General features: G+C 48.0%; 23 protein-coding genes and 3 tRNA genes. 12 read left to right on the top strand and 14 right to left on the bottom strand.

Translation table 11 applies throughout. The annotated features are described in order from the left end of the window. Positions 1-147 precede the first annotated feature (147 nt). Positions 148-738: a MarR family winged helix-turn-helix transcriptional regulator gene (locus B2W60_RS07405; RefSeq protein WP_292360096.1), complete on the top strand. Its 591-nt coding sequence runs from the start codon at positions 148-150 to the stop codon at positions 736-738. Here B2W60_RS07405 and B2W60_RS07400 read toward each other — a convergent pair. The 13 genes from B2W60_RS07400 to uvrB all read right to left on the bottom strand — a co-directional run bounded on the left by B2W60_RS07400 (position 735) and on the right by uvrB (position 13831). Then, entirely contained in the window at positions 735-2849 is a 2115-nt protein-coding gene (locus tag B2W60_RS07400) for a two-component system response regulator (protein WP_292360098.1), read from the bottom strand. The two genes, B2W60_RS07405 and B2W60_RS07400, sit on opposite strands and share 4 nt — an antisense overlap. 156 nt (positions 2850-3005) lie before the next feature. Next, the gene (locus B2W60_RS07395) at positions 3006-4052 is read right to left on the bottom strand and encodes an NADP(H)-dependent aldo-keto reductase (RefSeq protein WP_292360100.1); all 1047 of its coding nucleotides are present in this window, start codon (positions 4050-4052) and stop codon (positions 3006-3008) included. Positions 4053-4190: 138 nt separating this feature from the next. Next, positions 4191-4267 (bottom strand) — tRNA-Pro (locus B2W60_RS07390). A 31-nt stretch (positions 4268-4298) separates the two neighbouring features. Next, positions 4299-4661, bottom strand: coding sequence for a MerR family transcriptional regulator (locus tag B2W60_RS07385; protein WP_292360102.1), 363 nt, complete (start codon positions 4659-4661; stop codon positions 4299-4301). After that, the gene (gene ihfA, locus B2W60_RS07380) at positions 4645-4941 is read right to left on the bottom strand and encodes an integration host factor subunit alpha (protein ID WP_014706670.1); all 297 of its coding nucleotides are present in this window, start codon (positions 4939-4941) and stop codon (positions 4645-4647) included. The genes B2W60_RS07385 and ihfA overlap by 17 nt, the downstream gene beginning before the upstream one ends. Positions 4942-4973: 32 nt before the next feature. Further along, positions 4974-7349: a phenylalanine--tRNA ligase subunit beta gene (gene pheT, locus B2W60_RS07375; RefSeq protein WP_292360104.1), complete on the bottom strand. Its 2376-nt coding sequence runs from the start codon at positions 7347-7349 to the stop codon at positions 4974-4976. A gap of 15 nt (positions 7350-7364) precedes the next feature. Beyond that, the gene (pheS, locus tag B2W60_RS07370; RefSeq protein ID WP_292360106.1) at positions 7365-8402 is read right to left on the bottom strand and encodes a phenylalanine--tRNA ligase subunit alpha; all 1038 of its coding nucleotides are present in this window, start codon (positions 8400-8402) and stop codon (positions 7365-7367) included. Positions 8403-8503: 101 nt separating this feature from the next. Then, complete coding sequence (gene rplT, locus B2W60_RS07365; protein WP_014706667.1) at positions 8504-8863, bottom strand: 50S ribosomal protein L20; 360 nt, start codon at positions 8861-8863, stop codon at positions 8504-8506. A gap of 15 nt (positions 8864-8878) precedes the next feature. Beyond that, positions 8879-9076, bottom strand: a complete 198-nt coding sequence (rpmI, locus tag B2W60_RS07360; protein WP_014706666.1) for a 50S ribosomal protein L35 — start codon at positions 9074-9076, stop codon at positions 8879-8881. 30 nt (positions 9077-9106) lie between these two features. Then, a complete protein-coding gene (gene infC, locus B2W60_RS07355) occupies positions 9107-9634 on the bottom strand; it encodes a translation initiation factor IF-3 (protein ID WP_339612374.1) in 528 nt (175 codons plus the stop codon). After that, a complete protein-coding gene (thrS, locus tag B2W60_RS07350; RefSeq protein WP_292360108.1) occupies positions 9630-11555 on the bottom strand; it encodes a threonine--tRNA ligase in 1926 nt (641 codons plus the stop codon). Before thrS ends, infC begins: the two co-directional genes overlap by 5 nt. A 79-nt stretch (positions 11556-11634) precedes the next feature. Continuing rightward, a tRNA-Val gene (locus B2W60_RS07345) sits at positions 11635-11711 on the bottom strand. 104 nt (positions 11712-11815) lie between these two features. Next, positions 11816-13831 (bottom strand): excinuclease ABC subunit UvrB, encoded by a 2016-nt coding sequence (uvrB, locus tag B2W60_RS07340; RefSeq protein WP_292360110.1) that lies wholly within the window; start codon positions 13829-13831, stop codon positions 11816-11818. Positions 13832-13904: 73 nt separating this feature from the next. Here uvrB and B2W60_RS07335 point away from each other — a divergent pair, with 73 nt between their 5' ends. Together B2W60_RS07335 and B2W60_RS07330 are read left to right on the top strand one after the other, a co-directional pair. Further along, positions 13905-15089, top strand: a complete 1185-nt coding sequence (locus B2W60_RS07335) for a pyridoxal phosphate-dependent aminotransferase (RefSeq protein ID WP_292360112.1) — start codon at positions 13905-13907, stop codon at positions 15087-15089. Positions 15090-15152: 63 nt separating this feature from the next. Continuing rightward, positions 15153-15228: transfer RNA gene (locus B2W60_RS07330), tRNA-Asn, on the top strand. 156 nt (positions 15229-15384) lie between these two features. On the opposite strand, the gene B2W60_RS07325 is transcribed toward B2W60_RS07330, so the two are convergent. Beyond that, positions 15385-15852: an LAGLIDADG family homing endonuclease gene (locus tag B2W60_RS07325; protein WP_168800224.1), complete on the bottom strand. Its 468-nt coding sequence runs from the start codon at positions 15850-15852 to the stop codon at positions 15385-15387. Between the two features lie 521 nt (positions 15853-16373). On the opposite strand from B2W60_RS07325, the gene B2W60_RS07320 reads away from it, so the two are divergent. The 9 genes from B2W60_RS07320 to B2W60_RS07280 all read left to right on the top strand — a co-directional run bounded on the left by B2W60_RS07320 (position 16374) and on the right by B2W60_RS07280 (position 25985). Beyond that, entirely contained in the window at positions 16374-17450 is a 1077-nt protein-coding gene (locus B2W60_RS07320) for an AAA family ATPase (protein WP_247870128.1), read from the top strand. Between the two features lie 305 nt (positions 17451-17755). Continuing rightward, a complete protein-coding gene (locus B2W60_RS07315) occupies positions 17756-18955 on the top strand; it encodes a tyrosine-type recombinase/integrase (protein WP_292360115.1) in 1200 nt (399 codons plus the stop codon). Beyond that, complete coding sequence (locus B2W60_RS07310) at positions 18952-20118, top strand: PDDEXK nuclease domain-containing protein (RefSeq protein WP_136555611.1); 1167 nt, start codon at positions 18952-18954, stop codon at positions 20116-20118. Before B2W60_RS07315 ends, B2W60_RS07310 begins: the two co-directional genes overlap by 4 nt. A gap of 317 nt (positions 20119-20435) precedes the next feature. Further along, the gene (gene radC, locus B2W60_RS07305) at positions 20436-20942 is read left to right on the top strand and encodes a RadC family protein (protein WP_136555613.1); all 507 of its coding nucleotides are present in this window, start codon (positions 20436-20438) and stop codon (positions 20940-20942) included. 198 nt (positions 20943-21140) lie between these two features. Next, positions 21141-21464: a HigA family addiction module antitoxin gene (locus B2W60_RS07300; protein ID WP_136555616.1), complete on the top strand. Its 324-nt coding sequence runs from the start codon at positions 21141-21143 to the stop codon at positions 21462-21464. Between the two features lie 72 nt (positions 21465-21536). Then, the gene (locus B2W60_RS07295; RefSeq protein WP_136555618.1) at positions 21537-22532 is read left to right on the top strand and encodes a restriction endonuclease; all 996 of its coding nucleotides are present in this window, start codon (positions 21537-21539) and stop codon (positions 22530-22532) included. Beyond that, positions 22529-23617: an ABC-three component system protein gene (locus tag B2W60_RS07290; protein WP_292360120.1), complete on the top strand. Its 1089-nt coding sequence runs from the start codon at positions 22529-22531 to the stop codon at positions 23615-23617. The genes B2W60_RS07295 and B2W60_RS07290 overlap by 4 nt, the downstream gene beginning before the upstream one ends. Then, the gene (locus B2W60_RS07285) at positions 23614-24108 is read left to right on the top strand and encodes an ABC-three component system middle component 2 (RefSeq protein WP_136555620.1); all 495 of its coding nucleotides are present in this window, start codon (positions 23614-23616) and stop codon (positions 24106-24108) included. Before B2W60_RS07290 ends, B2W60_RS07285 begins: the two co-directional genes overlap by 4 nt. Beyond that, positions 24105-25985 carry an ATP-binding protein gene (locus B2W60_RS07280; RefSeq protein ID WP_136555622.1) on the top strand — a complete coding sequence of 627 codons (1881 nt, stop codon included), beginning with the start codon at positions 24105-24107 and terminating at the stop codon, positions 25983-25985. Before B2W60_RS07285 ends, B2W60_RS07280 begins: the two co-directional genes overlap by 4 nt. Positions 25986-26504 lie beyond the last annotated feature (519 nt).

Here is a 26504-nt window from a genome sequence, read left to right as displayed (position 1 = left end):
AGTACACTAAACAAATTAAAAGTCCAGACCACACAATGTCGCACAATTTAGTTTGATAACGTTGAAATTGGATGTAGTTTAAACCGGATTGTGTTTGAAAAGAGGTCTGCCCCAAGTTGAACCATTTGTAAAAAAACGTGGGAGAATATGCTGAATTCAATCCAAATTAATACTGAGACTATCGACGCGCTTGGACTAGACAAAGAGCAAAGGGAACACCTGTTGAATCACATTGAAGAAGTGCTTATTGCGTTACGCCGAGTTATCCGCGCTACCGATCTACATTCTAAATATCTGGCCAAAACCACCGGGCTGACGGCACCACAGATTCTCTTGTTACAAACCCTGCGAGATAAAGGGCAAGTCACCATCGGCGAACTGGCTCAGGAAATGAGTTTAAGCCAGGCTACGGTAACTACCATTCTGGACCGCCTGGAAAAACGTGGTCTGGTGTATCGTCAACGCTCACAAACAGATAAACGTAAAGTACATGCCTATCTGACCGAATCTGCTACCGAGACACTTAAAAGTGCACCAATTCCATTGCAGGATCGTTTTACCCGGGAATTCAGTAAACTGGATGAATGGGAACAGGCTATGATCATGTCTGCCTTAAAGCGTGTAGCACAAATGATGGATGCTCAGCATATTGATGCATCACCCGTTCTGGACATTGGTATGTTGGATCGTTATGGGGATGAGCAAGATGTCGTCAAAATACCGACCAGGCGTCGCTAAAGATTTTGCAGGCCCTGACCATTTTCTAATAAGCGTTCTATTTCACCCGCAGGAAGTGGTTTACTGTAATAATAACCTTGTAACTCTTTGCACCCCATTGTAGTTAGCATATCTACCTGCGCAATACTTTCAACCCCTTCTGCAATGGTTCTCAAACCAAGATTATCTGCAAGCTGGACAATAGTTCGGGCAATCGCCGCATCTTTGGGATTGTCAACGATTTCATCAACAAAGCTTTTATCAATTTTCAAGGTATTAATCGGAAAGTTTTTCAGGTAGCTCAATGAAGAATAACCGGTTCCGAAATCATCAATGGCCAGCCCTACCCCCATTGCTTTTAATGCGTTTAATAATGGGATTGTCTCCATCACATCTTTAAGCATCGCCGTTTCAGTTATTTCCAATTCAAGAGAGGCTGCTGGCAACCCTGAATTATTGAGACTTTGTCCAACCTGCTCCAGAAGTAACTGCTGATTAAACTGCATAGCAGACAAATTCACCGAAACACGCCATTGAACATCAAATTGTTGCTGCCATCCCCGGGTTTGCAAACAGGCCTGATTTAACACCCACTCACCAATAGCAATAATCAAACCGGTCTTTTCAGCCACGTCTATAAATACTAACGGACCCAACAGACCTTTTACTGGATGCAACCAACGCAGCAAGGCTTCAAACCCTATGATCTGCTTCGTTTGCACATCAATCTGCGGTTGGTAAAACAGCAGAAACTCATTACGTTCCAATGCTTGGCGCAGATCCTGTTCCATCTGTAAACGCTCATACAGATAATCATTCATTTCTGCTGAGAAAAACTGGTAATTGTTACGTCCTAATTCCTTGGCATGATTCATTGCCACATCAGCATGCTGCATCAACGCCTGAACGTTGTCCCCATCTTCAGGGAAAAGAGCAATACCGATGCTCACCGTACTGAAAACATTATGCTCTTTGATATCAAATGATTTTTCAAATTTGGCCACTATCCGCTGGGCGATATTTGCCAGCACATCCACATTATCAATATTGGTCAGCATGACGGTAAATTCATCACCCGCGAACCGGGCCACACGATCATCCTTATCTTTGCTCACTGCAATCAAATCCGCATCTCGCAGACAGTCCTTAATTCTCGACGCAGCCTCACATAACAATGCATCACCGACCTGATGCCCATAGGTATCATTGATATGCTTGAAGTGATCCAGATCGATAAACATCAGTGTTAAGGACTGTTGTTTATGTCGGGCACGAGCAATAGCTGTTTCCAGCTGCTCAATAAACAGTCGTCTATTCGGCAAATCTGTAAGGGTATCGTAATACGTGTAATAAGCGAGCTCCTGTTCAGATCGCTTGAGTGAAGTTATGTCCTGCAACGTGCCAATAATCTTCCACCCATCATAATCTTCGGTAATTTCTGTTCGTTCATGGAGGTAAAACAATTGACCGCTTCCTGACTGAATACGATATTCAATATCATAAGGATGCTTTTGATGAATGGCCCGACGAAGCGCCTGTTTGAATAATGGTCTGTCTTCAGGAAAAATGTGATGAAGAATCTGTTTAAATGAAAGGACTTTTGAGGATTTCTCTATACCAAAGATCCTGTAAAGATCAGCACTACATTCAATCTGATTCTGTTTGAAATCCCATTCCCAATAGCTTAGATGTGCAATTGCCTGAGCTTTATCCAGTTTTGAACGGCTCAGACTAAGTTCGCGTAAGGTATTATTGGCTTTTAGAATATATCGAACACGGTGTGCAAATAACGGCCATTTGAATGGTTTTGTAATGAAATCCGTCGCCCCCGATGCAAACGCCTCTTCAATATCATCAACTTTGTCATGCACAGTAACCATCACGATTGCTGCTTGTTGACCTTTAGGAAGTAAACGGAGCTGACGACAACAGGTAAACCCATCCATGCCAGGCATGGAAACATCCAGTAAAGTGATATCAGGCAAAAACTCGGCAAATAATCTTATCGCCTGCTGCCCATTTTCAGCTTCGATAATGGATAAGTTCGGATCCTGAAGTGATTGTTTCATCAATAAACGCGTGACCGGATCGTCATCGACGATAAGCACGGTATATAGGGATTGACTATCCATGTTGCCAGATACCTGAATTTCTAAGCATAGAAATACTGATATAAGAATGACGAAATAGAATCAGCGGCAGTTTATATCAGCAATGTAACCAAGACCATAAACTACCATAGCCTCAAACGCTTTAACCTGCGCTAGCGCACATTTCTCTAATGTTAGTTATGGAGCGGGATTTGGAATCGTTTTATGAATCTCTTCGATTGCTGTAACAACCTCATTCGACAGCATTAATGTTTCGCTGGCGATATTGGTCTTTAATTGCTGCATAGTGGTAGCCCCAATGATAGTTGCAGCTGTAAATGGTCGGCTATTCACATAAGCCAATGCCATCTGCGCAGGATCTAACTGATGTTGCTTCGCCAAATCGACATAAGCCTGAGTCGCTTTGACAGCCTGTGGATTACTGTACCGTGCATAATGTGGCCATAAACTCATTCGGGCAGTGTCGGGAGCATTATTCTGGAGATACTTCCCTGTCAACACGCCAAATCCTAAAGGTGAATAAGCCAATAGTGGAACATTCTCTCGATAACTGATTTCGGCACAGCCAATCTCGTAGGTACGGTTTAGCAAACTGTAGGGATTTTGTATTGAGGCAATCACTGGAAGATTCATCGATTTTGCCACTGAAAGAAACTGCATCAATCCCCATGGGGTTTCGTTAGATAAACCGATATAGCGAATTTTTCCGGATTTTATCTGCTTTTCCAATGCCTGCAGGGTTTCAACCACTGGCGTCATTGCTTCTTCAGCAGCATCGTGTTGATAACCTAATTTGCCGAAATAATTGGTTTGTCGTTCAGGCCAATGTAATTGATATAAATCCAGATATTCGGTTTGCAAGCGTTGCAAACTATTGTCTAACGCTTCGCTGATATTTTTATCATCAAATCGTGATTTACCCTGACGTATGTGCCCAACCCAATCAGCACCCGGACCGGCAATCTTACTGGCAATGACCAAATCCTCACGACGACCATGCTGTTTTAACCAGTTGCCAACAATCGTTTCAGTAGCACCATAGGTTTCTGCTTTGGGTGGAATGGCATAAAGCTCTGCCGTATCAATGAAGTTAATACCCTGCGATACCGCGTAATCAAGCTGTTCAAATGCTTCCTGTTGGCTGTTCTGTTCACCATAAGTCATTGTGCCAAGACAAATCTGGCTGACTTTTAGATTACTATTGCCAAGGGTATTGAATTGCATAGTCGATCCTGTGATTTTCAGACGGTAGAAACAAAACAACGCCCATTAAGAGCGTTGTGATGATATCAGGGCTTGTTGATCTTTCATATCCACCACTGCTGGCGGAGATGAAAGATCAACAAGCCCTAAAGTTGCTAGTGGTCGGGACAGAAGGATTTGAACCTTCGACCCCTTGCACCCCATGCAAGTGCGCTACCAGGCTGCGCCATGCCCCGACAAGCAACAAAACAGTGGAATTATAACGTATTAAGCCAGAATCGTACGAATTTGTTCCAGTTCTTTCAGCATTTCATCAATCAGTTGTTTGCGGTTTTCGTTGCTGTGAGTTGCTTCGGATTTATGCTCGGTTTCCAATTGCTGGCGAGCACCACCAATAGTAAAACCCTGTTCATAAAGCAAGCCACGAATTTCGCGAATCAATACCACATCATGGCGTTGATAATACCGGCGATTTCCGCGACGTTTTACCGGTTTTAGTTGCGTAAATTCTTGTTCCCAGTAACGTAAAACATGCGGTTTAACCCCGCATAATTCACTCACTTCACCAATGGTAAAGTAGCGTTTACCAGGAATGGCCGGTAGTTCGTTGTTATTACTCGCCTCTAGCATAACTGTCCACCCTTGCTTTCAGTTTTTGGCCAGGACGGAAAGTAACGACACGACGGGCGGTGATTGGAATCTCTTCACCCGTTTTCGGGTTACGGCCAGGCCGTTCATTTTTGTCGCGTAATTCGAAATTACCAAATCCGGAAAGTTTTACCTGATCACCTTCTTCAAGTGCTCCACGGATTTCTTCAAAGAACATTTCAACCAGTTCTTTTGCTTCACGTTTATTAAATCCCAACTCTTCGTATAGTTGTTCCGTCATATCGGCTTTTGTGAGTGCCATTCTTTACCCCTATTCTTATTATTGAACCGACGTTAGGTTCTGACCATCGCACCCAAATCGCTTTGCAGCTTTTGAGTGATTTGTAATATTAAAGCATCGACTTCATCGTCGGTCATGGTTCGCTCACCATGCTGAAGATGGAAGGCAACCGCAATACTCTTCTTGCCAAGCTCGACACCATCTCCAGAATAAACGTCAAACAATTGAATTGACTTAAGAATATCAGACTCAATGCCTTTCAGGCAATGCTCTATTTCAAAGGCAACAACTGAGTTGTCGACGACTAATGCAAGATCCCTGCGAATAGCAGGATAACGTGACAAAGCGGTAAATTTTGGAATGGCGGATTGTAAGCAAACCGCCAATTCCAATTCAAAAACATAGGCTTTACCACCAAAGCCTAATGGTTTATTCAGTTTTGGATGTAAAGCGCCGATCCAACCTACAGCTTGTCCGTTCTGATAGATACGCGCAGATTGTCCCGGGTGCAATGCTGGATGAGCTTCAGCTCGAAATTCAACTTGACCGTCACCTATAGCCAAAAGCGCTTCAACATCCGCTTTCACATCAAAAAAATCAACTTTACGGCTTTTATCGGCCCACTGTTCAGGATTTACATCGCCGTAAATCAGACCACCAATACATTGATATTGATCGATGTCTGCCAGTTCTCCGCGAAATACACTGCCTACTTCAAACAAGCGGATACGATCGTGCTGGCGATTCAGGTTATACACCATCGCTTGCACCAAACCTGGCCAGAGAGAATGTCTCATTACCGATAAATCAGCAGAAATCGGGTTGGCCAATTTAATGGGGTCAGCTTCGCTGTCAGCAAAGTGTTTTTGTAATGTTGGATCAACAAAGCTGTAGGTAATAGCTTCATAATAACCACGATCTACCAATAAACTTTGTAAGCGTTCGGTCGCCAGTTGTTTTTCGGAAATTGCGCTGGGTAACACACTAATTGCAGGACGAGTTTGCGGCAACCGATCATAGCCATACAATCGTCCCAATTCTTCAATCAAATCGACTTCGATATTAATATCAAACCGGAAACTTGGCACAATAACCAGCCAGCCATCTCTAACTTGTGTAACTTCCAGACCCAAACGTGTCAGCTGTTCTTCTACTTCAGCAGCTTCCAGCTCAATTCCCAATACCCGTTTAATACGATTTGCACGTAGCAGAATTTGCGGCGTTTCAGGTAACGCACTTTCTTCACTGACCACAGTAAGCGGGCCTGCCTGACCACCGGCAATCTCAAGGATCAAACTGGTAGCACGTTGCATTGCAAGTTCCGCAAGTTGCGGGTCAACGCCGCGTTCAAAGCGATGAGATGAATCAGTATGTAATCCGTAACTTCTCGCTTGTCCGGCAATCGCATCCGGCGCAAAAAAAGCCGCTTCGAGGAACAATGATGCTGTTGCAGAACCGACAGCTGACGCGTCTCCGCCCATAATTCCTGCAAGTGCCAATGGTCCAGATGCGTCTGCAATAACCAATGTTTGTTCAGCAATATCAACTTCCTGACCATCTAATAACGTCAGTTTTTCATTCGTTTTGGCATAACGTACCGTAATGGCCTGCTGCAATTTCTGCAGATCAAAGGCATGCATCGGCTGACCAAGTTCCAACATCACGTAATTAGTGATGTCGACAACGGCACTCAGGCTACGCAAACCGCTTCGACGCAGTTTTTCCTGCATCCACAACGGTGTTTTGGCTTTTGGATTAATATTTTCAATTACCCGGCCAATATAATTAGGGCAGGCTTGTTTGGCTTCTACCGAAACCGGAAATGTTGTCTGTATCGTCGCAGGCACTTCATTAATCGTTACAGGTGTCAGATTGGTACGACTGATCACGCCCAGTTCACGGGCAATACCGGCTACGCCCAGACAATCACTACGGTTTGGCGTTAAATCAACTTCAATGGTGAAATCATTTAATGCCAGATAATCACGAATATCGTTACCAACCGGAGCATCTTCAGGTAATTCCAATAATCCTTCCGAAGATTCTGCCAAACCAAGTTCTTTAGCAGAACACAACATTCCGAATGACGGTTCCCCGCGTAATTTGGCCTTTTTGATTTTAAAATCGCCGGGTAATACTGCCCCAACGACAGCCACTGGAATTTTCAGGCCTTCCCGAACATTGCTGGCACCACAGACAATATGCAATAACGCATCACCGGCAACATCCACTTCACAGACGCGCAATTTATCTGCATCAGGATGTGGGGCAACTGATTTTACCTGACCAACCAACACACCAGAAAAATCACCAGCAACCGGTGAAACAGAATCTACTTCCAACCCTGCTTGCGTCAGTTTCTCGGCAATCAACTGCACGTCAAAATCAGGATTTACCCATTCACGTAACCAGTTTTCACTTAATTTCATGGCGAACTTCCTATCCTATTTGAACTGACGCAGGAAGCGCAGATCGTTCTCAAAAAATAATCGCAGATCATTCACGCCATAACGCAGCATCGCCAGACGCTCAACGCCCATACCAAAGGCCAGACCCAGATATTTTTCACTATCAATGTTTACATGTTCGAATACTTTTGGATGCACCATGCCGCAGCCTAATACTTCCAACCAACCGGTATGACTACAAACACGGCAACCTTCACCACCACAGATCACACACTCAATATCAGCTTCTGCTGACGGTTCGGTAAACGGAAAATAGGATGGACGAAAACGTACATTCAACGGTTTTTCGAAAAAAGCCTGCAGAAAGTCTGCCAGAATGCCTTTCAGATCGGTAAAACTGACATTCTCATCAACCATCAAGCCTTCGACCTGATGGAACATCGGAGTATGCGTTAAATCAGAATCACAGCGATACACACGACCCGGGGCAATGATGCGTAACGGCGGTTGCTGTTCTTCCATTACACGGATTTGTACTGGCGACGTATGGGTACGCAGCAGCATTTCAGCGTTGAAATAAAAGGTATCATGCATCGCACGCGCCGGATGGCTTTCAGGAATATTCAATGCAGTGAAATTATGATCACCGTCTTCGATTTCCGGCCCTTCGGCAATTTGAAAACCAATTTGACGAAAATATTGTTCAATACGCTGCAAAGTTCGGGTCACCGGATGCAGACCGCCTACTTCGGCGTTACGACCAGGCAAGGTGACATCAACGGTTTCAGCCGCCAAAGCAGCATTCATGGCCTGTTCAGCAAGAATTTTGCTGCGAGCTTCAGTCAGACCAGCGACTTCCTGCTTGGCCAGATTCACTTCCTTACCAATGAGTGGCCGTTCTTCAGCACTGAGGTTACCCAGTTCTTTTACATACCCGGTAATCAAACCTTTTTTTCCCAGATATTCGACCCGGACGTTATCCAGTGTTTTAGCATCGGTCGCGTTTTCAATCGCGGTCTTCGCTGCCTCAACAATATCTTTTAATGCCAATAACTGCGATGACAGTTCAGCCATATTTCCTCCACCTGAGGATCAATCAGAAATAAAAAAGGGCCGTCATCAACGGCCCTTTCCTGTGCAACTAATAATATGATTCGCCTGAGTGAACCGAGTGATTAGTTAGCCAAAGCCGCCTTTGCTTTTGCAGCAATAGCAGCAAATGCAGCAGAATCGTGATAAGCAATATCTGCCAATACTTTACGATCGATTTCAATAGATGATTTTTTCAGACCATCGATCAAACGACTGTACGAAATTCCACATTCACGGGCAGCAGCGTTAATACGCGCAATCCACAATGTACGGAATACACGTTTTTTCTGACGACGATCACGGTATGCATATTGACCGGCTTTGGTAACTGCCTGGACAGCTACACGATAGACATTCTTGCGACGACCATAATAGCCTTTGGCCTGCGCGATAACTTTTTTATGACGGGCTCTGGCTGTTACACCACGTTTTACTCTAGCCATGGGAATACTCCTTAATTATAGAAGAGGCAATAATTTGCGGACTGACAAATGATCTGCTTTACAGATTGTCAACGTGGAACGCAGTTGGCGTTTCCGCTTAGTGCTTTTCTTGGTCAGGATATGGCTAGTAAACGCTTGAGCGCGTTTGAACTTTCCGCTACCGGTGCGTTTGAAACGCTTTGCCGCACCGCTGTGATTTTTCAATTTTGGCATTTGGAACTCCGCATTGTTAATTAATAATAGTTATTTTTTATTACTTGGCGCCAAAACCATAATCATTTGCCGACCCTCTTTCTTCGGATGCTGCTCAATAACCGACAGTTCTTTCAGATCATCGGCTACTCGTTCGAGCAGTTTCAGTCCTAAGTCCTGGTGGGCCATTTCACGTCCACGAAAGCGGAGGCTGACTTTGGTTTTATTACCTTCTTCGAGGAAACGTGTCAGGTTGCGTAGTTTTACCTGATAGTCACCCTCTTCCGTCCCTGGTCGGAATTTTATTTCCTTTACCTGTATCTGTTTTTGCTTTTTCTTAGCAATGGCTTTTTGTTTATTAGCCTCAAACACATACTTGCCGTAATCCATAATACGGCAGACTGGCGGTTCTGCCTGAGGGGCAATCTCCACCAAATCCAGCTCGGCTTCTTCCGCTAACTCCAAGGCTCTCGCCAATGAGATAACGCCTAGTTGTTCACCGTTTGCATCGGTTACACGAATTTCTTTGGCTGTGATTTCAGAATTCAGCCTTTTTTGATCTGTAGCGATGTTTTTAATCCTCTAAAATAATTCGACCGCGGCGAGCAACGTCTTCTTGAAGCAATGAAACGAAGCTCTCAAGCGACATAGCGCCTAAATCTTCGCCTTTGCGAGTACGTACTGCCACGGCATTTTCTTGTGCTTCGCGATCCCCAACAACGATCAGATAAGGTACGCGCCGCAATGTGTGCTCGCGTATTTTAAAGCCAATCTTTTCATTTCTCAAGTCCGTATCGGCTCTAAATCCCTGATTTTTCAATTGTTGGGCAATTTGTTGAACATATTCTGACTGTTTATCGGTAATTCCCATGACCATTACCTGACGAGGTGCAAGCCATGCCGGAAACGCGCCAGCATATTCTTCGATGAGTATACCGATAAAACGTTCAAGTGATCCAAGAATCGCACGATGCAGCATAACCGGTACCTGTTTCGAGCCATCATCGGCCACATAAGTTGCATCCAAACGGCCCGGCATCGAGAAATCAACCTGAATGGTACCGCATTGCCAGACCCTTCCCAGACAATCTTTCAGGGAGAACTCGATCTTCGGCCCATAGAATGCCCCCTCGCCAGGTTGTAGCTCCCAGTCCAGATCTTTGGCATTTAATGCCTGTTCAAGTGCATGTTCCGCTTTATCCCAAACAGCATCACTGCCCACACGATTCTCCGGACGTGTTGAGAGTTTGATAATAATCTCGTTAAAACCAAAATCGGCATAGACGTTAAACAGAAGATCGATAAAGGTAGCCACTTCGGACTGAATTTGGTCTTCAGTACAGAAAATATGCGCATCATCCTGAGTAAAACCACGCAGGCGCATCAAACCATGCAATGTACCTGACGGTTCATTACGGTGGCATGATCCAAACTCCGCCATCCGTAATGGCAAATCACGGTAGCTCTTCAGACCCTGATTAAATATCTGGACATGACAGGGGCAATTCATCGGTTTAACCGCGTAATCACGATTTTCAGAATGGGTGCTGAAAATCATGTCACCAAATTTGTCCCAGTGACCGGATTTTTCCCAGAGGCTGCGATCGACTACTTGCGGTGTCCGCACTTCCTGATAATCATTTTGAGCCAACACGTCGCGAATGTATTTTTCTACTTCGCGATAAATCCGCCAGCCATTGTCATGCCAGAAGATCATGCCGGCCGCTTCATCCTGCAGATGAAACAGATCCAGACTTTTCGCCAGTTTACGATGATCGCGTTTTTCAGCTTCTTCAAGACGGTGCAAATAAGCCTTCAGATCTTTTTTATCCGACCAGGCAGTACCGTAGATACGTTGCAGCATTTCATTTTCAGATTTACCACGCCAGTAAGCACCGGCCAGTTTCATCAGTTTGAATGCTTTGAGTTTGCCGGTATTTGGCACGTGCGGACCACGGCATAAATCCATGAACTCGCCCTGACGATACACTGACAACACTTCATCTTTTGGAATATCTTCAATGATCTGCGCTTTATATTCTTCGCCCATTTCACGGAAGATCTGCACGGCAGCATCACGAGTGACTTCTTCACGCACCACTTCAAGATCCTGTTTGACCAGCTCTTCCATACGTTTTTCGATCTTTTGCAAATCTTCCGGTGTAAAACCTTTGGAATAGGAAAAATCGTAGTAAAAGCCATCTTCGATAACCGGGCCAATCGTGACCTGAGCATCCGGATAAAGTTGTTTGACGGCTTGAGCTAACAAATGCGAAGTCGAATGTCGGATGATATCCAGCCCTTCTTCATCACGTTCGGTAATGATGGCCAGTTCAGCATCATCTTCAATAACGTAATTGGTATCGACCAGTTTGCCATTCACTTTGCCAGCCAGAGCAGCACGGGCTAGACCGGCACCGATATCGGCGGCAACATCATGAATTGAAACGGGATGATCGAACTGGCGTTGACTGCCATCAGGAAGGGTAATTGAAATCATGCTATATCCTTGGTTGTGGCCAATACGAGAGGCCTTAAAAACCAAAAAGCACCTGCAAGAGGTGCTTGATGTATATATCTGGTAGGCACGATTGGATTCGAACCAACGACCCCCACCATGTCAAGGTGGTGCTCTAACCAACTGAGCTACGTGCCTACTGTGAAGCGCGAAATTATACGCAGTCGGGCAGTTTTTGCAAGCGCTTTATACCACCGATAAAGCTAAAGTCTCGTAATACATTCCAGCAATTTAATGGGGTGCTATTGCAGAACAACAGGCCCTAATGCCATCTTTCTCACTTTATCTAACTCATCACGTAACTTAGCCGCTTCTTCAAACTCCAGATTCTGTGCATGTTTATACATTGCACTTTCAATCTGTTGAATACGTTTGGCCAATTGTTGTGGAGACAGCGAGGCATATTTAGCATGCTCTTCGGCCACTTCGGCAAACCGCAGTTTTTCCTCTTTCTTGCTCTTCGAATCATCCATGCCACCACGAATCGATTTGATAATACCCATCGGCGTAATGCCATGTTTCAGATTATGAGCAATCTGTTTTTCACGACGTCGATCAGTTTCATCAATCGCCCGCTTCATCGAGCCAGTGATCTGATCTGCATATAAAATCGCTTTACCATTGAGGTTTCGGGCGGCACGGCCAATTGTCTGAATCAACGATCGATCACTACGCAGAAAGCCTTCTTTATCCGCATCCAGAATCGCCACCAGTGAAACTTCAGGTAAATCGAGACCTTCTCTCAACAAGTTGATCCCCACCAGCACATCAAATTCGCCCAGACGTAAATCACGCAAAATTTCCATCCGTTCGACGGTATCAATATCCGAATGCAAATAACGTACTTTGACATTATGCTCACGAAGATAATCGGTGAGATCTTCAGACATACGCTTGGTCAATGTGGTGACCAGCACCCGCTCGTTAACAGCCGTGCGTTTCGTAATTTCGGACAGCAAATCATCCACCTGCGTACCCACCGGGCGAATTTCAACTTCAGGATCGATCAAACCGGTTGGACGCACGACTTGTTCAACGATATTACCGGCATGTTCGGCTTCATATTTTCCAGGCGTAGCCGAAACAAAAATGGTCTGTGGCGCCAGTTTTTCCCATTCATCAAACATCAATGGACGATTATCCAATGCAGAAGGCAACCGGAAACCATAATTTACCAGCGTTTCTTTACGCGAACGGTCACCTTTATACATCGCGCCAATTTGCGGAATCATGACGTGGCTTTCATCAATAATCAGAATCGCATCATCTGGCAGATAATCAAATAAGGTCGGTGGCGCTTCACCGGCCTGACGGGTGGATAAATGTCTGGAATAGTTTTCGATACCGTTGCAGTAACCGAGCTCAAGCAACATTTCAATATCAAAACGGGTGCGTTGCTCCAGTCGCTGTGCTTCTACCAGTTTATTTTGCTCGTTTAATTCAGCTAATCGCTCACGCAACTCGTCTTTGATTGAATCTACTGCCCCCAAAATGGTTTCGCGTGGCGTGGCATAGTGGGTTTTCGGGTAAATCGTAATGCGGTTCATCCGTTGCAATACCTCACCGGTTAACGGATCAAAATAGCTGATCTGTTCGACTTCATCATCAAACAGTTCAACCCGCACCGCATCGCGTTCGGATTCCGCCGGGAAAATATCAATCACCTCGCCGCGAACCCGGTAGGTACCGCGGGAAAGTTCAATATCATTTCGCGAATATTGCAACTCGGCCAGACGCCGTAAAATTTCGCGTTGATTAATGATATCGCCCTGAACCAGATGCATGACCATCGCAAGATAGGCATCTTTATCACCCAAACCATAGATACACGACACACTGGATACGATAATTGCATCGCGCCGCTCCAGCATGGCTTTGGTGGCCGATAAACGCATCTGCTCGATCTGTTCATTGACCGACGCATCTTTATCAATAAAGGTATCGGAAGAAGGCACATAGGCTTCCGGCTGATAGTAGTCGTAATAGGAAACGAAATATTCCACCGCATTGTTCGGAAAGAACTCTTTCATTTCACTATAGAGCTGGGCAGCCAGCGTTTTATTGGGTGCCAGAACCATCACCGGACGCTGCACGGCTTGCGCAACATTGGCGATGGTGAAGGTTTTTCCCGATCCGGTGACCCCTAACAGGGTCTGCCACATTTCACCGTTGTTTAATCCCTCAACCAGCGACGCAATCGCAGTTGGTTGATCCCCCGCCGGTTCAAACTCGCTGACTAATTCAAATTGTTTTTTCATACTCTTTAGCAATGTCCGTGTTTATCGTATATTACGGTTTTCTAATCACTTATCGTTTCTCGAAGGACAGATTTTGACTATCAAACTCTCACAGCGCGTACAAAGCATCAAACCCTCGCCTACTTTAGCCATCACCGCACGCGCCGCGGCCTTGAGAGCCGAAGGTAAAGATATTATTGGTCTGGGAGCCGGTGAGCCGGACTTCGATACCCCGGATCATATCAAGCAAGCGGCTGTCGAAGCACTTAACAAAGGCCAGACCAAATATACAGCGGTTGATGGTACAGCTGAATTGAAAAACGCCATTATCAAAAAGTTTTCCCGTGATAACGGCTTAAACTATGAGGCCAATCAAATTCTGGTTTCATGTGGCGGTAAACAAAGCTTTTTTAATCTGGCACAGGCCTTATTAGAGTCAGGCGATGAAGTTATTATCCCGGCACCTTACTGGGTATCTTATCCTGATATGGTTTTACTCGCTGATGCCAAACCGGTCATCATCATCGGTGACCGTGATCAACGTTATAAAATCACCCCGCAACAACTTGAAGACGCAATCACTGACAAAACCCGTTTATTTGTTATCAACAGCCCTTCCAACCCAACCGGCATGACCTACACCAAAGCCGAACTTGAAGCTTTGGGTGACGTGCTGCGTAAGTACCCGGACATTCTCATCGCCACTGATGATATGTATGAACACATATATTGGGCCGATGAACCATTTTACAATATCGTCATGGCCTGTCCTGATCTCTATAACCGTACTGTTGTCATGAATGGTGTATCCAAGGCCTACTCGATGACCGGTTGGCGTATCGGTTATGCCGGTGGTCCTGCTCAATTGATTGGCGCGATGAAAAAGATCCAGTCGCAAAGTACTTCCAATCCAACCTCTATTTCGCAAGCGGCGTCTGTTGAAGCGTTAAATGGCGATCAAGGTTGCGTACAAACCATGCTGATAGAATTCAAAAAGCGCCATGACTATGTGGTTGAAGAATTAAACAAAATGCAAGGCATCACTGCTTTGGAAACAGATGGTACGTTCTACGTATTTCCGGATATCACAGGCGTTTTATCCAACAAACCGGAATTAAACGATGATATGGACTTTGCCGAAGCTTTATTGGTAGAAAAAGGCGTTGCTGTCGTTCCCGGAACGGCATTTGGTCTGAAAAATCATATTCGTTTATCCATCGCTACCAGCGAAACAAATCTGAAAAATGCCTTGCAACGAATCGCAGAATTTATTGGTTAACAAAAAAACTTAATAGAGGCTTGACCCATCCGGTTCGAGTCTCTATCATACCCATCTTTCTGTTCCCCGATAGCTCAGTTGGTAGAGCAAATGACTGTTAATCATTGGGTCGCTGGTTCGAGTCCAGCTCGGGGAGCCAATGATTATAAAGCCTCAGAAGATTCGTCTCCTGAGGCTTTTTTGTTCAATGTAACTCATATGTAACTTCACTGCGTGATACTGGAGTAACTATAGTGAACTCCAAGTATCTCACCTCCCCTATCTTTTACTCAAAACGCGCAAGTTGAAGATGTGTTTATTTCATTCTACGCATCTTGTTATACCACCACTCACGGATATCCATAATCGCTTTTGGCACAGGCTTTCTGCCGGTTTTCAAATCTTTACGGCCCTCTTCCCAGAATCTTTCCGCCGCTAACGCTTCAGGAAGCTTACGAACAAGGTATGGCTTAATTAGTTCTATAGTTCGAAGCGCATATTTACCGTTAATATGGAGCGTGTAACATTGCCTATTTGTACCCATGTTTCTTTTGTTTTTAAATATCTTTGCATGAATATCCAAAACATCAATTATCCGCTCTAAAACTTCTAGGTTGTTCTGCCCTATACTAATTCTAAGTGAATGTGTAATGCCGCCATGCTCGCCAGTTGAGCGAGACTTATATTTTTGCTTGTAGATATGTATACAACCTTCCCCATCAATAAATCCTGCGACCCACGCAGTCATGTGGGAACGAGATACCAAATCGTCATATTCAGCCATGTAACTCTCCAATAATATACACATTGTGTATTAGATAGGTTTAAAAAAACCGCGTCAAGCGGGCAATGCATAATCTACACAATGTGTACACCATTGTCAAGTACAGTGTATTTAATTTTATTTTTAATACAAAACAGCTCTAACAAACCCTCTGGCATATTACGATGATTATCTGTTGCTTCATCTAATTCCCAGCTCATCCAGGTACGCGGAGTAACGAATATATATTTAGCGGCTTCTTCTCGGCTTAAGCCTAAGTTGTCGCGTAATTTTCTAAGTTGTTTAGACGTTATGGGCATATGTTATTAAGTGGTTGACTGCATAATCATCATATTGTGCCATAAACAAGAATCGCTAATCGATTCATAACATTGCGCCCTTGACACAAAACTACACATTGTGTATCTATATTCGCATGAACAACTAACCAAAAAGCTACGCAGCTTCTGGTTATTTTTGCCCATAATTATACACTTTGTGTATTTATGATGATGCTAATGAGACATTTGAGGAGATAAAACATGATGGATTCAAATTTCAATGAATTTATTCCAAATTCTGCTCTTATTAAAAATGAGTGTAAGAATTCAAATGAAACTGAAGCTGAAGCTGAAGCAAATGAAGCAGATCAAGTTATTAATATTTTTGACAAGACCTCAGTAACTAAAGCAATCGATGCTGAGACAAACCGCAATAGAATAATGATATTGCGTGACTTGTTAAAAGAATCTGATCACAAGCCTCTTGCTATGTTCAACTCGGACATCATCAGCAAACTTGAAAATTTGGCAGAAAAATTTGGAAATTTCAATGAAGTCATTGCTAGGGTGAAAAGCACGCTATGTTTAAGCGGCCTAGAAGACCCCAAGACGCTCTACATCCCTCCACTTCTTCTTACAGGCCCACCAGGTGTAGGTAAAACAAGATTTATCTCTGAACTGGCCGCTGTGCTTGGAACTGACTTCTTCTCGTTGGATTTTGCATCAGTTTCATCTAGTTTCGTTGTGGCTGGAGGATATAGCAGTTGGATGGATAGCAAGCCGGGTTTTGTTAGCAAGAGTATTCGCAAAAGTACCTATGCCAACCCAATTTTTATGCTCGACGAAATTGATAAAGTAACCACCGATTCACGCCACAATCCTCTCGGGCCAATGTATGGGCTACTTGAACGGCACACTGCAAAACACTTTGTTGATGAATATTTGGAAATTCCTTTTGATGTGAGCTTCGTTATTTGGATCGCTTCTGCTAATTATCCAGAACAAATCCCTGAGCCTATTCGCTCTCGAATGATTGAAATTGCCATTCATCCTCCAACGACAGCTCAAGCGAGAGCGATTATTTGTTCAATTTATGACGAACTTTTAAATATGAATGCTTGGGGCAAGCATTTCGCTACGAAACTGGATAAAAAAGTTATCGATAAACTTTCTACTCTTTCACCTCGATTGGTACGCATCCAATTAGAAAATGCTTTGGCAAATGCTGTTCAGCGTTCTCCAGCAAATAAGCGACCAATAGTTGTGATCCCGAAGGACGTAACGATTGCTTCTAATAGAACAAAATCACGCGGCATCGGTTTTATGGCCAATATCTGACGTTTCTTTAGTTCAACACCAAAATTCATGAACAGCTAATGGCTCATTTGAAAGCTGCCTGTTCGACTGTTGTTGACATCAATCCGCGTGCCTGCGTGAGGCGCAAATCCCGAAAGGAATTTTTTATTTCACCATGACTCCAGCACCGAACTTCGCTGGACTACGCCTAAGCCCGCTACAGCAGGTTTATCAATAACTTAGGCTAATTCATCATATGCCGGTGCTTTCCGAAACTTGACCCGGCTTCCGACCGCTTGGCTCCTAACAGGCTCCTGGAAACGGGTCTTTTAAAGAAGGAGTCAGCTATGGCTAAGATAAAACTCACCAAATCTGCCGTCGATGCGGCACAACCCCAGGCGCAGCCCATTGAGTTGCGCGACACGCTTGTTCCCGGCTTTCTGTGCAAGATCACACCGGCCGGTCGCAAGGTGTTCATGCTTCAGTATCGTACAAATGCTGGAGAGCGCCGCAAACCTGCGCTTGGCCAGTACGGCGAACTGACCGTCGAGCAGGCCCGTTCGCTGGCGCAGGAGTGGCTGGCCCAGGTACGCCGGGGCGGCGATCCGGGTGCAGCCAAGACCGAGGCTCGTAAGGCGCCTACTGTTGAGGAGTTGTGCAAGAAGTTCATGGAGGACTACTCCAAGAAACGCAACAAGCCCAGCACCCGAGTCGGCTATCAAGGCGTCATCAACCGCTGCATCATCCCTCTGCTGGGCCGTAAGAAGGTTCACGACGTGAAACGGCCTGACGTTGCCGGACTGATGGAAAAGCTTTCGTACAAGCAGACCGAGGCGAACAAGGCGTTCAGCATCCTGCGCAAGATGTTCAACCTGGCCGAAGTGTGGGGTTATCGGCCTGACGGCACCAATCCGTGCCGCCATGTCCCGATGTTCCCTGCTGGCAAGTCCACCCACCTCATCAGCGACGAGGACATGGGCAAGCTGTTCCGGCAGCTCGACAAGATCGAGGTCGAAGGGCTAGAGAACTATGTCATCCCTCTGGCGATCCGCTTGCAATTCGAGTTCGCTGCCCGCCGCTCCGAAATCGTCACGCTCGAATGGGAATGGGTCGATCTGGAAAACCGTCGCGTCGTCTGGCCTGACAGCAAGACCGGCGGCATGTCCAAGCCCATGAGCGAAGAAGCCTACCGGCTGCTTTCGACGGCACCGAGGCGGGAAGGCAATCCCTACGTGCTGCCGTCGCCACGCCATCCGAGGCAACACCTGACTGCGGGTGAGTATTACAGCGGCTGGAGCCGCACCCTCAAGGCGGCGGGTGCGACGCATGTGGGGACGCACGGCATCCGCCACTGCTCGGCCACCGACATTGCTAACTCAGGTATCCCGGTGAAAGTTGGCATGGCCCTGACCGCGCACAAGACCGTAGCGATGTTTATGCGCTATGTCCACACCGAGGACGATCCGATACGCCAGGCCGCAGAACTGGTGACGAACCGGCGTAAGACGATCACGGGTGCGCAGCGTGCCGAGGAGGCTACAGCATGAGTAAGAAAAGGCTTTCGGCGGCGGGAAAAGGCCCCGCCGCCTTGCCGGCCGGTTATGTCGGTATCCACAGCGGTATTGTGGAACTGCTCGATGCCGCGCGACATGCGGCAGCGCGCAGCGTCAATGCGCTGATGACGGCGAGCTATTGGGAAATTGGCCGCCGTATCGTGGAGGCCGAGCAACGGGGCAAGCGGCGTGCGGGTTATGGCGAACAGTTGATCGCTCGCTTGTCCGCCGACTTGACCGCGCGGTTCGGGCGTGGTTTCAGTGCGGATAATCTGGAGAACATGCGGCGCTTCTTCCTCGCATATCCCCTGGCTGCAATTTCCGAGACAGTGTCTCGGAAATCTGGAAACGAGCTGCCTGCCGGGAAATCCGAGGTACTGTCTCGGAAATTGGACCTCGCCGAACTTGCGCTGGTCTTCACGCTGCCGTGGTCGGCCTACGTCCGGCTGCTGTCGGTCAAGGACGACCATGCCCGCCAGTTCTATGAAGCCGAAGCCCTGCGCGGCGGATGGAGCGTCCGCCAGCTCGACCGGCAGATTGGCAGCCAGTTCTACGAGCGCACAGCGCTGTCCAAGGACAAGGCCGCGATGCTGACCAAGGGAGCGGCGTCGAGGCCAGAGGATACAGTCACGGCCGACGACGCGATCAAGGACCCGTATGTGCTGGAGTTTCTGGATCTCAAGGACGAGTATTCGGAGTCTGACCTTGAAGGCGCTTTGATACAGCGGCTGGAAGATTTTCTGCTCGAACTCGGTGAGGGGTTCACCTTCGTCGGGCGGCAGCGCCGGTTGCGTATCGACCAGACCTGGTACCGGGTGGACCTGCTGTTTTTCCATCGCCGATTGCGCTGTCTGGTCATCATCGACTTGAAGCTCGGCAGCCTGACGCATGCCGATGTGGGCCAGATGCACCTGTACTGCAATTATGCCAAGGAGCACTGGACGTTTTCCGATGAGAACCCGCCTGTGGGCCTAATCCTCTGCGCCGACAAAGGCCATGCCCTGGCGAGGTATGCACTGGAGGGCCTACCCAACAAGGTCATGGCGGCAAACTATCGGACAGTGCTGCCGGATGCCGAATTGCTGCAAAAGGAACTTGAGAATACGCGGCAATTGCTGGAATCGCGCGGTGCGATTCATCCCAAGCATCATCAATGATAACTACGTGTCCCGGCGTACCGCCGTCGGGCTCGCGGGCTAGGCCCCGCGACTCTGCAAGTCACGGCCATCCGGCTTTGATCCCTGACTTCTCCGGCCCTTGAGGGCCTGCGCGCTGCGCTTGCCTGTTGGTGCCTTCGTTGGGGTTTGGGTAGGCAGTCTTGCTGTTTCTCTGAATGTACCACGGCGTTCTCGCCGTCAAGGGCTGCGCGTGCGGTGCACGCTTGCGTCGTAGCCGTCGGTGACCCCTGACTGCTTGCGCTGCGCCGTGTTGCCACGGTTCCAGGCAATTCCGCCTGAGAAACCGGAGCACAATCATGTCGCACTCATATCCTGTTACTGAATCTTCATTGTTGGTACGTGATGCACAAGGTCATTACCTGCCAGCTACACCGGATCAAATCCTGGCAGCGGCTCGTCAGGCTGTTGAACAAAAAATTCATCGCGGAGAACCTTTTACTGCCCCGGCGGTTGTTAAAAGCTATCTCTGGAACAAGCTGGTTGGCTTCGAGCATGAAGTCTTTGCAGTGCTTTTTCTGGACAGCCAGCATCGGCTGATTGAATACGTCGAGATGTTCAGGGGGACGATTGACGCATCTCCAGTGTATCCACGCGAAGTGGTCAAAGAAGCGCTACGGCTTAACGCAGCAGCCGTTATATTTGCACATAATCATCCGAGTGGCATGCCTGAGCCAAGTCATGCTGACAAGGCGATTACCGTGCGGCTTAAAGAGGCGCTGGCAATGGTTGACGTGCGCACACTGGATCACATTGTCATCGGTAGCGAGGATACAGCGTCTTTTGCTGAACGGGGGCTGTTGTGATTACAGGGGGCTTCGGCCCCCTTTTTGCTGTGATCTATGTCGAATTCTCCGTGGCAGCGTGTTCCTTATGCTCTGGAGTACCTACTATATGTGCTGCCCACTTTTATTGAATATGGTTAAACTCAACCAATGTACGATTGACGTATGTCGTCAAAACTCTTACTCTCGGGTCATAGCCTGTCCATTTCGAGGCGCAATATGACCGCAGCAGCCCATCATCCAGGTGAAGTTCTCGCCCAACGGCTTGAAGCTGTTGGTGTGTCGCCGACAGAGCTGGCGCGCCAACTCGGCGTCCCAGCCAATAGGATCACTCAGATAATCAACGGCAAACGCGGGATTACCAGCGACTCAGCACTTCGGCTTGCTCATTGGTTCAGCGATTCCCCGCAGTTCTGGATGAACTTGCAAGCACTGTACGATTTGGAGCTTGCCGAAGCTGAATCAGGAATGGCTATCAGATCGCTCCCTACTGGCCCAACTGTTTACGGCCATAATATCAACAAGCATATGAAGCCTGAATAGGGAAAGTTTTATGACGGAAGGGAGCAAATCCTTTGCTTACATTGATGAGTGTATTGGGAGGGGAAGTAGCGCATGACTGATGCACCCTCAGATATCACATTCCACTATCCACCGGAGCTGTTCAATCTGCTGGTGGATGTCGTGCCGCTACTCAATCGCTCGAAGCAGGATGTGCTGGTGTTCTTCCGGGGCGCAGGAGTGCCTGACAACATAACTTCTGATATTGCAGCTCACTTGAGGGCTGCACCAAAGGATGTCAACAAGTACCAGATGGTTCGCACGGTGCTTGAACGCCTCAATGCGAAGGGAGAACCCGCTCTCCGTGAACGGCGCGAGGTGCTGCGGCGCGTGGTGGACTTTGCGAACTTCGATTCATGCTGGCCCGCCGACCAACTCAAGGCTAAGGGTCTTGTCGCTAGTATCCGCGAAGTCGTCAACCAGAAAGACGCTTTCACGCGTATGAACAATGCCCGCGAAGAAGAACGGCAAGCTCGCCTCGCTGAGTCACAGCGGATCGCAGCAGAAAAGCGTGAGCGCAGTGTCAGGATCGAGAATGCCAAGCAGGGTTTATATGCATTGTTTGGCACTACTGCGACGGCACAGGAACGCGGGAAATTGCTGGAGACGGCTCTCAACAATCTTTTTCAAGCCTACGGCGTTCTCATTCGTAAATCCTTCCACTTGGTTGGTGAGGCTGGTGAAGGGATCGTCGAACAGATTGATGGGATCATTGAACTCGGTGGTGTTCTGTACTTCGTTGAAATGAAGTGGTATCGCAATCCGGTGGGTAAGCCTGAGATTTCAGAGCATCTTGTTCGCCTCATGTCGCGTACCGAGGTTCGAGGCATCTTCATTTCTGCCAGTGACTACACGGAACCTGCCATTCATACGGTACGTGAATTTCTGCAACACAAAGTTCTAGTCCTCTCGACGCTTCAGGAGATCGTCCGTCTGCTTGAGCAACAAGACGATCTCGCGGAGTTTTTCACAAAGAAAGTTCAGGCAGCGCAGATACACAAAAACCCGTACTTCTGCCCTCACGATAGCCAAGGACAAGGTGCGTTATGACGGTGAGTTGGAAGGACATCAATAAGCCGCCGAGCTCATCGACCGCCGTTACGGCCGCTCAGGTGGCGAATGGCCCTGTTATGCCGCCACAGCAAAGGCTTCTGACCTACTCGCCAAGCGAGTGGGAGGGCTTCGTCGAGGAGTGGGCTTATTACTGCCTCACGACGAAGTACAAGCACGTCCAGCGTTTCTCTGGTGCTGGCGACATGGGGATCGACGTCGCCGGGTTCGTCGATGACAAACGCCTTCAGGGGGCGTGGGAAAACTTCCAGTGCAAGCACTACGACCATGCCATCAGACCCAGCGATGTTTGGGCTGAGTTCGGCAAGGTCATCTGGTACTCGTACAAAGGTGAATACACGGTTCCCTGTCGCTATTACTTTGTTTCGCCGCGCGGCGCTGGCACGTCGCTTAGCCGCCTATTTTCGAATGCTACGAAGTTGCGTGAGGAATTGTTTGCGAACTGGGATAAGCATGTAAAAGCTGCGATCACTAGCACGCAAGAAGTGCTACTCGACTCGAAGCTCCGAGCCTATGTGGATGCCTTCGATTTCTCCATCTTCGACGCCAAAACTGCACTCCAGCTTGTTGACGATCACCGTGTCACGCCGGTTCACACAGCGCGCTTCGGTGGTGGATTGCCAATGCGGCCTGCATCCGAAAAGCCGCCCCAGGAACTCGCTGCCACCGAGAGTCGCTATGTGACGCAGTTGTTTGGTGCATATAGTGAGCACACGGGAACAATCGTGACGGACCCTTCGGCCCTGTCCGTGCCGAAGCTCAAGGATCATTTCCGCCGCCAGCGCGAGGCGTTCTATGAAGCTGAGTCGCTGCGCGTCTTCGCACGCGACAGCGTGCCGCCCGGCACATTCGAGTCTTTGCTGGACGACATTCACGATGGTGTTATCGACACACACGACGGGAATCATGCCGATGGTTATGAAAAGGTCTGCGCTGTCACCAAGGCAGCCCGCGATATGCAGATTACGGCAAATGCCCTCATCACTTGTACGAACCCCAAGGATAGAGACGGAATCTGCCACCAACTTGTGAATGAGGAGCGCCTTCGGTGGACACGATCATGAGCCAAGAACATAAGCCAATTACCTTCAATAGCCCACTTGAGGCTGGTATCCGTGCGGTCTCGATTCTAGGCGCTGCCTATCCGCAAACCTATGACCTCCAGCGGCTTGTCGCCCTTGACTACCTTCTTGTTCATACAGGCGATATTGACGGACCAGACAATTTGCACCCACCGACGCCAATGCACTCGGCTGAATTGCTTGTGCGTCGCAAATTGGTCGAGCAATCGCTGCTTCTGATGATGACTCGGGATCTCGTGGAGCGCGAAGTCACGCCCGAAGGAATCAAGTACGGCGCAGGTGAGAATGCTGCGACGTTCCTATCGTCAGTATCTTCCAACTATTTGCTATCCCTGAAGGATCGCGCTGTATGGCTTGTCGAAACCATTGGTGATCTGACGGATGAACAGTTCAAAGGCATGATGCGCCGTTTCTTCGATAAATGGGTCGAGGAATTCCAGAACGTTGAGCAGAGCCTGGGAGGTGAGGCATGACGGCAGTAACTCCCGGCTTACGCTTGCGCTTCCTCGGTTTCTTCGGGCCACAGAAGCCACCCGCAACGGTGACCTTCGGTGCCGGACTCAATGTCATTTACGGCGCATCGAATACTGGAAAATCTTTTATTGTCGAAGCTATCGACTTCATGCTCGGTGGAAAACCACCCCTGCGCGATATCCCTGAGCGCGTCGGTTACGACCTTGTTCTCCTGGGGCTTGAGACCCTTGATGGGAAGTCATTTACACTTTGGCGCAGCATAGATGGCGGTGGTTTTCGGCTCTACGAAGACTTGCACCAGACGCCGCCAACGCCCGACATCCCGTACTCGCAGCTTGACGAAAAGCACAGCGATAAGAACGACACTAACCTTTCCTCATTCTTACTGGATCTATGCGGCCTTGGTGGCAAGCGTGTTCGCAAAAACTCCCGGAACGAAACCATCAGCCTGAGCTTTCGTAACATTGCGCGCTTGATGATCGTCGATGAGACAGAGATCACACAACAAAGCTCTCCGCTCATTGATGGCAATCCCACCGCCAATACACCGAACCTGGCGACGTTCAAGTTACTTCTAACCGGGGCAGACGACTCCGCATTGGTCGCCGCCAGTAATAAGAGCGAGCCGGAGGAGTTGTCGCGTGAGGCGCAATTGCATCTTCTCGATCAGCTTCTTGACGACTATCGCGACCGGCTCAAGGAGTTGACCAAGAGTCCGAGAGAACTGGAGGAGCAGCTAGAAAAGATCGACACCTCACTTCGCCAACAGGCGGCCCAGGTAAACACCACAGAAGCTGAGTTTCAGGAGGCTGCTGGGAAGCGGCGAGAACTGCGCAAGAAACTGGAGGAAAGCCGAGAGCGACGTGCAGAGGTCGGTGCGATGCTTGAGCGATTCAGGCTGCTCGACAGACACTACGTGTCCGATATTGAAAGGTTACGTGCCATTGAGGAAGGCGGGACGCTGTTTAGCGTACTGGGCGCCGGGCATTGCCCTCTCTGCGGCGCGGACCCCGATCATCATCGCGCCGATACTGGGTGTAATGGAGACATTGATGCCGTCGTTCAGGCCGCACGAATGGAGATAGCCAAGATAGAAGTTTTGCGCACTGAGCTTGTAGCGACCGTCCAAAGCCTTGAGCGCGAAGGTGCCAACTTTGATCGCAGGATGCCTACTGTTGTTCGAGAGTTGGAGGCAATCTCTAAGTCGGTTGAAGAATTGATCGCACCTAAGCTCTCGACCTTTCGTAAGTCCTATTCCGACTTTGCCGACAAGCGGGCCGAGGTGCGCGAAGCGCTGGCACTCTACGCCACCGTGCAAGACATGGAGCGCCGTCGCACCGATCTTGAGAAGGGGACTGAGGACGAGAAGGCCGGGGTGGTTGCTAACGCAGACCTCTCAACCACTGTGACCCATAGTTTTGCCAAGATTGTCGAGGGCATACTGACTGGTTGGCACTTCCCAGAGGCTGGGGATGTGTACTTCGATTCCAAGACTCGGGATCTTGTCATTGCTGGAAAGTCGCGTAGTGCTTTTGGTAAGGGCCTTCGCGCCATTACGCATGCAGCCTTCACCCTCGGGTTACTTGCTTTCTGCCGTGCGCGCCAGACACCGCACACGGGATTCGTCGTGCTCGACTCTCCTTTGCTGGCATACCGGGAGCCAGACGGAACGGAAGATGATTTGACCGGTACTGACCTTCAAGATCAGTTCTACGCATACCTTGAAGCGCTGCCTGGTGACACACAAGTCATCGTTGTTGAAAACACCGACCCGCCTGATGCAATCATGAAGCGTGAGCAGTCTCTTATGTTCGGCAAGAACCCGCATCATGGTCGGTACGGTTTGTTCCCTTTTACAGCGGACCCTGCACAATAAGCGAGTATGGAAATGGGAAGGCACCAATGGCTTGGTGACGATCCAGCGTTCTTTATCGAATAGTACACGGTACAATTCCGTGCATCTCCGCTTCGCGGATCTGGTTACTCCAGATTCGCTGTCCGCTTATCCCTGACGGGACTGGCTTAGCCAGCCTTTCGCATCCCTGACACCTCCGCCCCTACGGGCCTGCGCGCTACGCTTGCCTGTTGGTGCCTTCGTTAGAGTTGAGTAGGCGGTCTTGCTGTTCCCTTCACTGTACTATTTTTAACGAAGTGAGATGCTTTAGATAGTTTAAACATATTAAGCCTCCTCTCAGTTCTAGAACATTAGCATTTCTCAACCGCAAGCTAACATGAACTCATTAATAAAAAAATGCTAATACATTAAATGCACTAAATATTGATAATTTGTGATTCGCATCACATAACTTTGCACGTAATGTATAAAACTTCTTACAGACCCTCTTCAGAAAATCACGCATCGTTCACATTAACAGTCATCTGATCTTGCTTTATG

The sequence above is a fragment of the Methylophaga sp. UBA2496 genome (assembly GCF_002341635.1).
In the GTDB taxonomy this organism is placed as follows: Bacteria; Pseudomonadota; Gammaproteobacteria; order Nitrosococcales; family Methylophagaceae; genus Methylophaga.
Note: the sequence above shows the minus strand (reverse complement) of the source record. Positions and strands in the feature narration are given on the sequence as shown.

Bases quoted from the DNA above. Each gene is read 5' to 3' on its own strand.
- B2W60_RS07405 (WP_292360096.1), top strand. From the start codon at position 148: ATGCTGAATTCAATCCAAATTAATACTGAGACTATCGACGCGCTTGGA.
- B2W60_RS07400 (WP_292360098.1), bottom strand. From the start codon at position 2,849: ATGGATAGTCAATCCCTATATACCGTGCTTATCGTCGATGACGATCCG.
- B2W60_RS07395 (WP_292360100.1), bottom strand. From the start codon at position 4,052: ATGCAATTCAATACCCTTGGCAATAGTAATCTAAAAGTCAGCCAGATT.
- B2W60_RS07385 (WP_292360102.1), bottom strand. From the start codon at position 4,661: ATGCTAGAGGCGAGTAATAACAACGAACTACCGGCCATTCCTGGTAAA.
- ihfA (WP_014706670.1), bottom strand. From the start codon at position 4,941: ATGGCACTCACAAAAGCCGATATGACGGAACAACTATACGAAGAGTTG.
- pheT (WP_292360104.1), bottom strand. From the start codon at position 7,349: ATGAAATTAAGTGAAAACTGGTTACGTGAATGGGTAAATCCTGATTTT.
- pheS (WP_292360106.1), bottom strand. From the start codon at position 8,402: ATGGCTGAACTGTCATCGCAGTTATTGGCATTAAAAGATATTGTTGAG.
- rplT (WP_014706667.1), bottom strand. From the start codon at position 8,863: ATGGCTAGAGTAAAACGTGGTGTAACAGCCAGAGCCCGTCATAAAAAA.
- rpmI (WP_014706666.1), bottom strand. From the start codon at position 9,076: ATGCCAAAATTGAAAAATCACAGCGGTGCGGCAAAGCGTTTCAAACGC.
- thrS (WP_292360108.1), bottom strand. From the start codon at position 11,555: ATGATTTCAATTACCCTTCCTGATGGCAGTCAACGCCAGTTCGATCAT.
- uvrB (WP_292360110.1), bottom strand. From the start codon at position 13,831: ATGAAAAAACAATTTGAATTAGTCAGCGAGTTTGAACCGGCGGGGGAT.
- B2W60_RS07325 (WP_168800224.1), bottom strand. From the start codon at position 15,852: ATGGCTGAATATGACGATTTGGTATCTCGTTCCCACATGACTGCGTGG.
- B2W60_RS07320 (WP_247870128.1), top strand. From the start codon at position 16,374: ATGATGGATTCAAATTTCAATGAATTTATTCCAAATTCTGCTCTTATT.
- B2W60_RS07315 (WP_292360115.1), top strand. From the start codon at position 17,756: ATGGCTAAGATAAAACTCACCAAATCTGCCGTCGATGCGGCACAACCC.
- B2W60_RS07310 (WP_136555611.1), top strand. From the start codon at position 18,952: ATGAGTAAGAAAAGGCTTTCGGCGGCGGGAAAAGGCCCCGCCGCCTTG.
- radC (WP_136555613.1), top strand. From the start codon at position 20,436: ATGTCGCACTCATATCCTGTTACTGAATCTTCATTGTTGGTACGTGAT.
- B2W60_RS07300 (WP_136555616.1), top strand. From the start codon at position 21,141: ATGACCGCAGCAGCCCATCATCCAGGTGAAGTTCTCGCCCAACGGCTT.
- B2W60_RS07295 (WP_136555618.1), top strand. From the start codon at position 21,537: ATGACTGATGCACCCTCAGATATCACATTCCACTATCCACCGGAGCTG.
- B2W60_RS07290 (WP_292360120.1), top strand. From the start codon at position 22,529: ATGACGGTGAGTTGGAAGGACATCAATAAGCCGCCGAGCTCATCGACC.
- B2W60_RS07285 (WP_136555620.1), top strand. From the start codon at position 23,614: ATGAGCCAAGAACATAAGCCAATTACCTTCAATAGCCCACTTGAGGCT.
- B2W60_RS07280 (WP_136555622.1), top strand. From the start codon at position 24,105: ATGACGGCAGTAACTCCCGGCTTACGCTTGCGCTTCCTCGGTTTCTTC.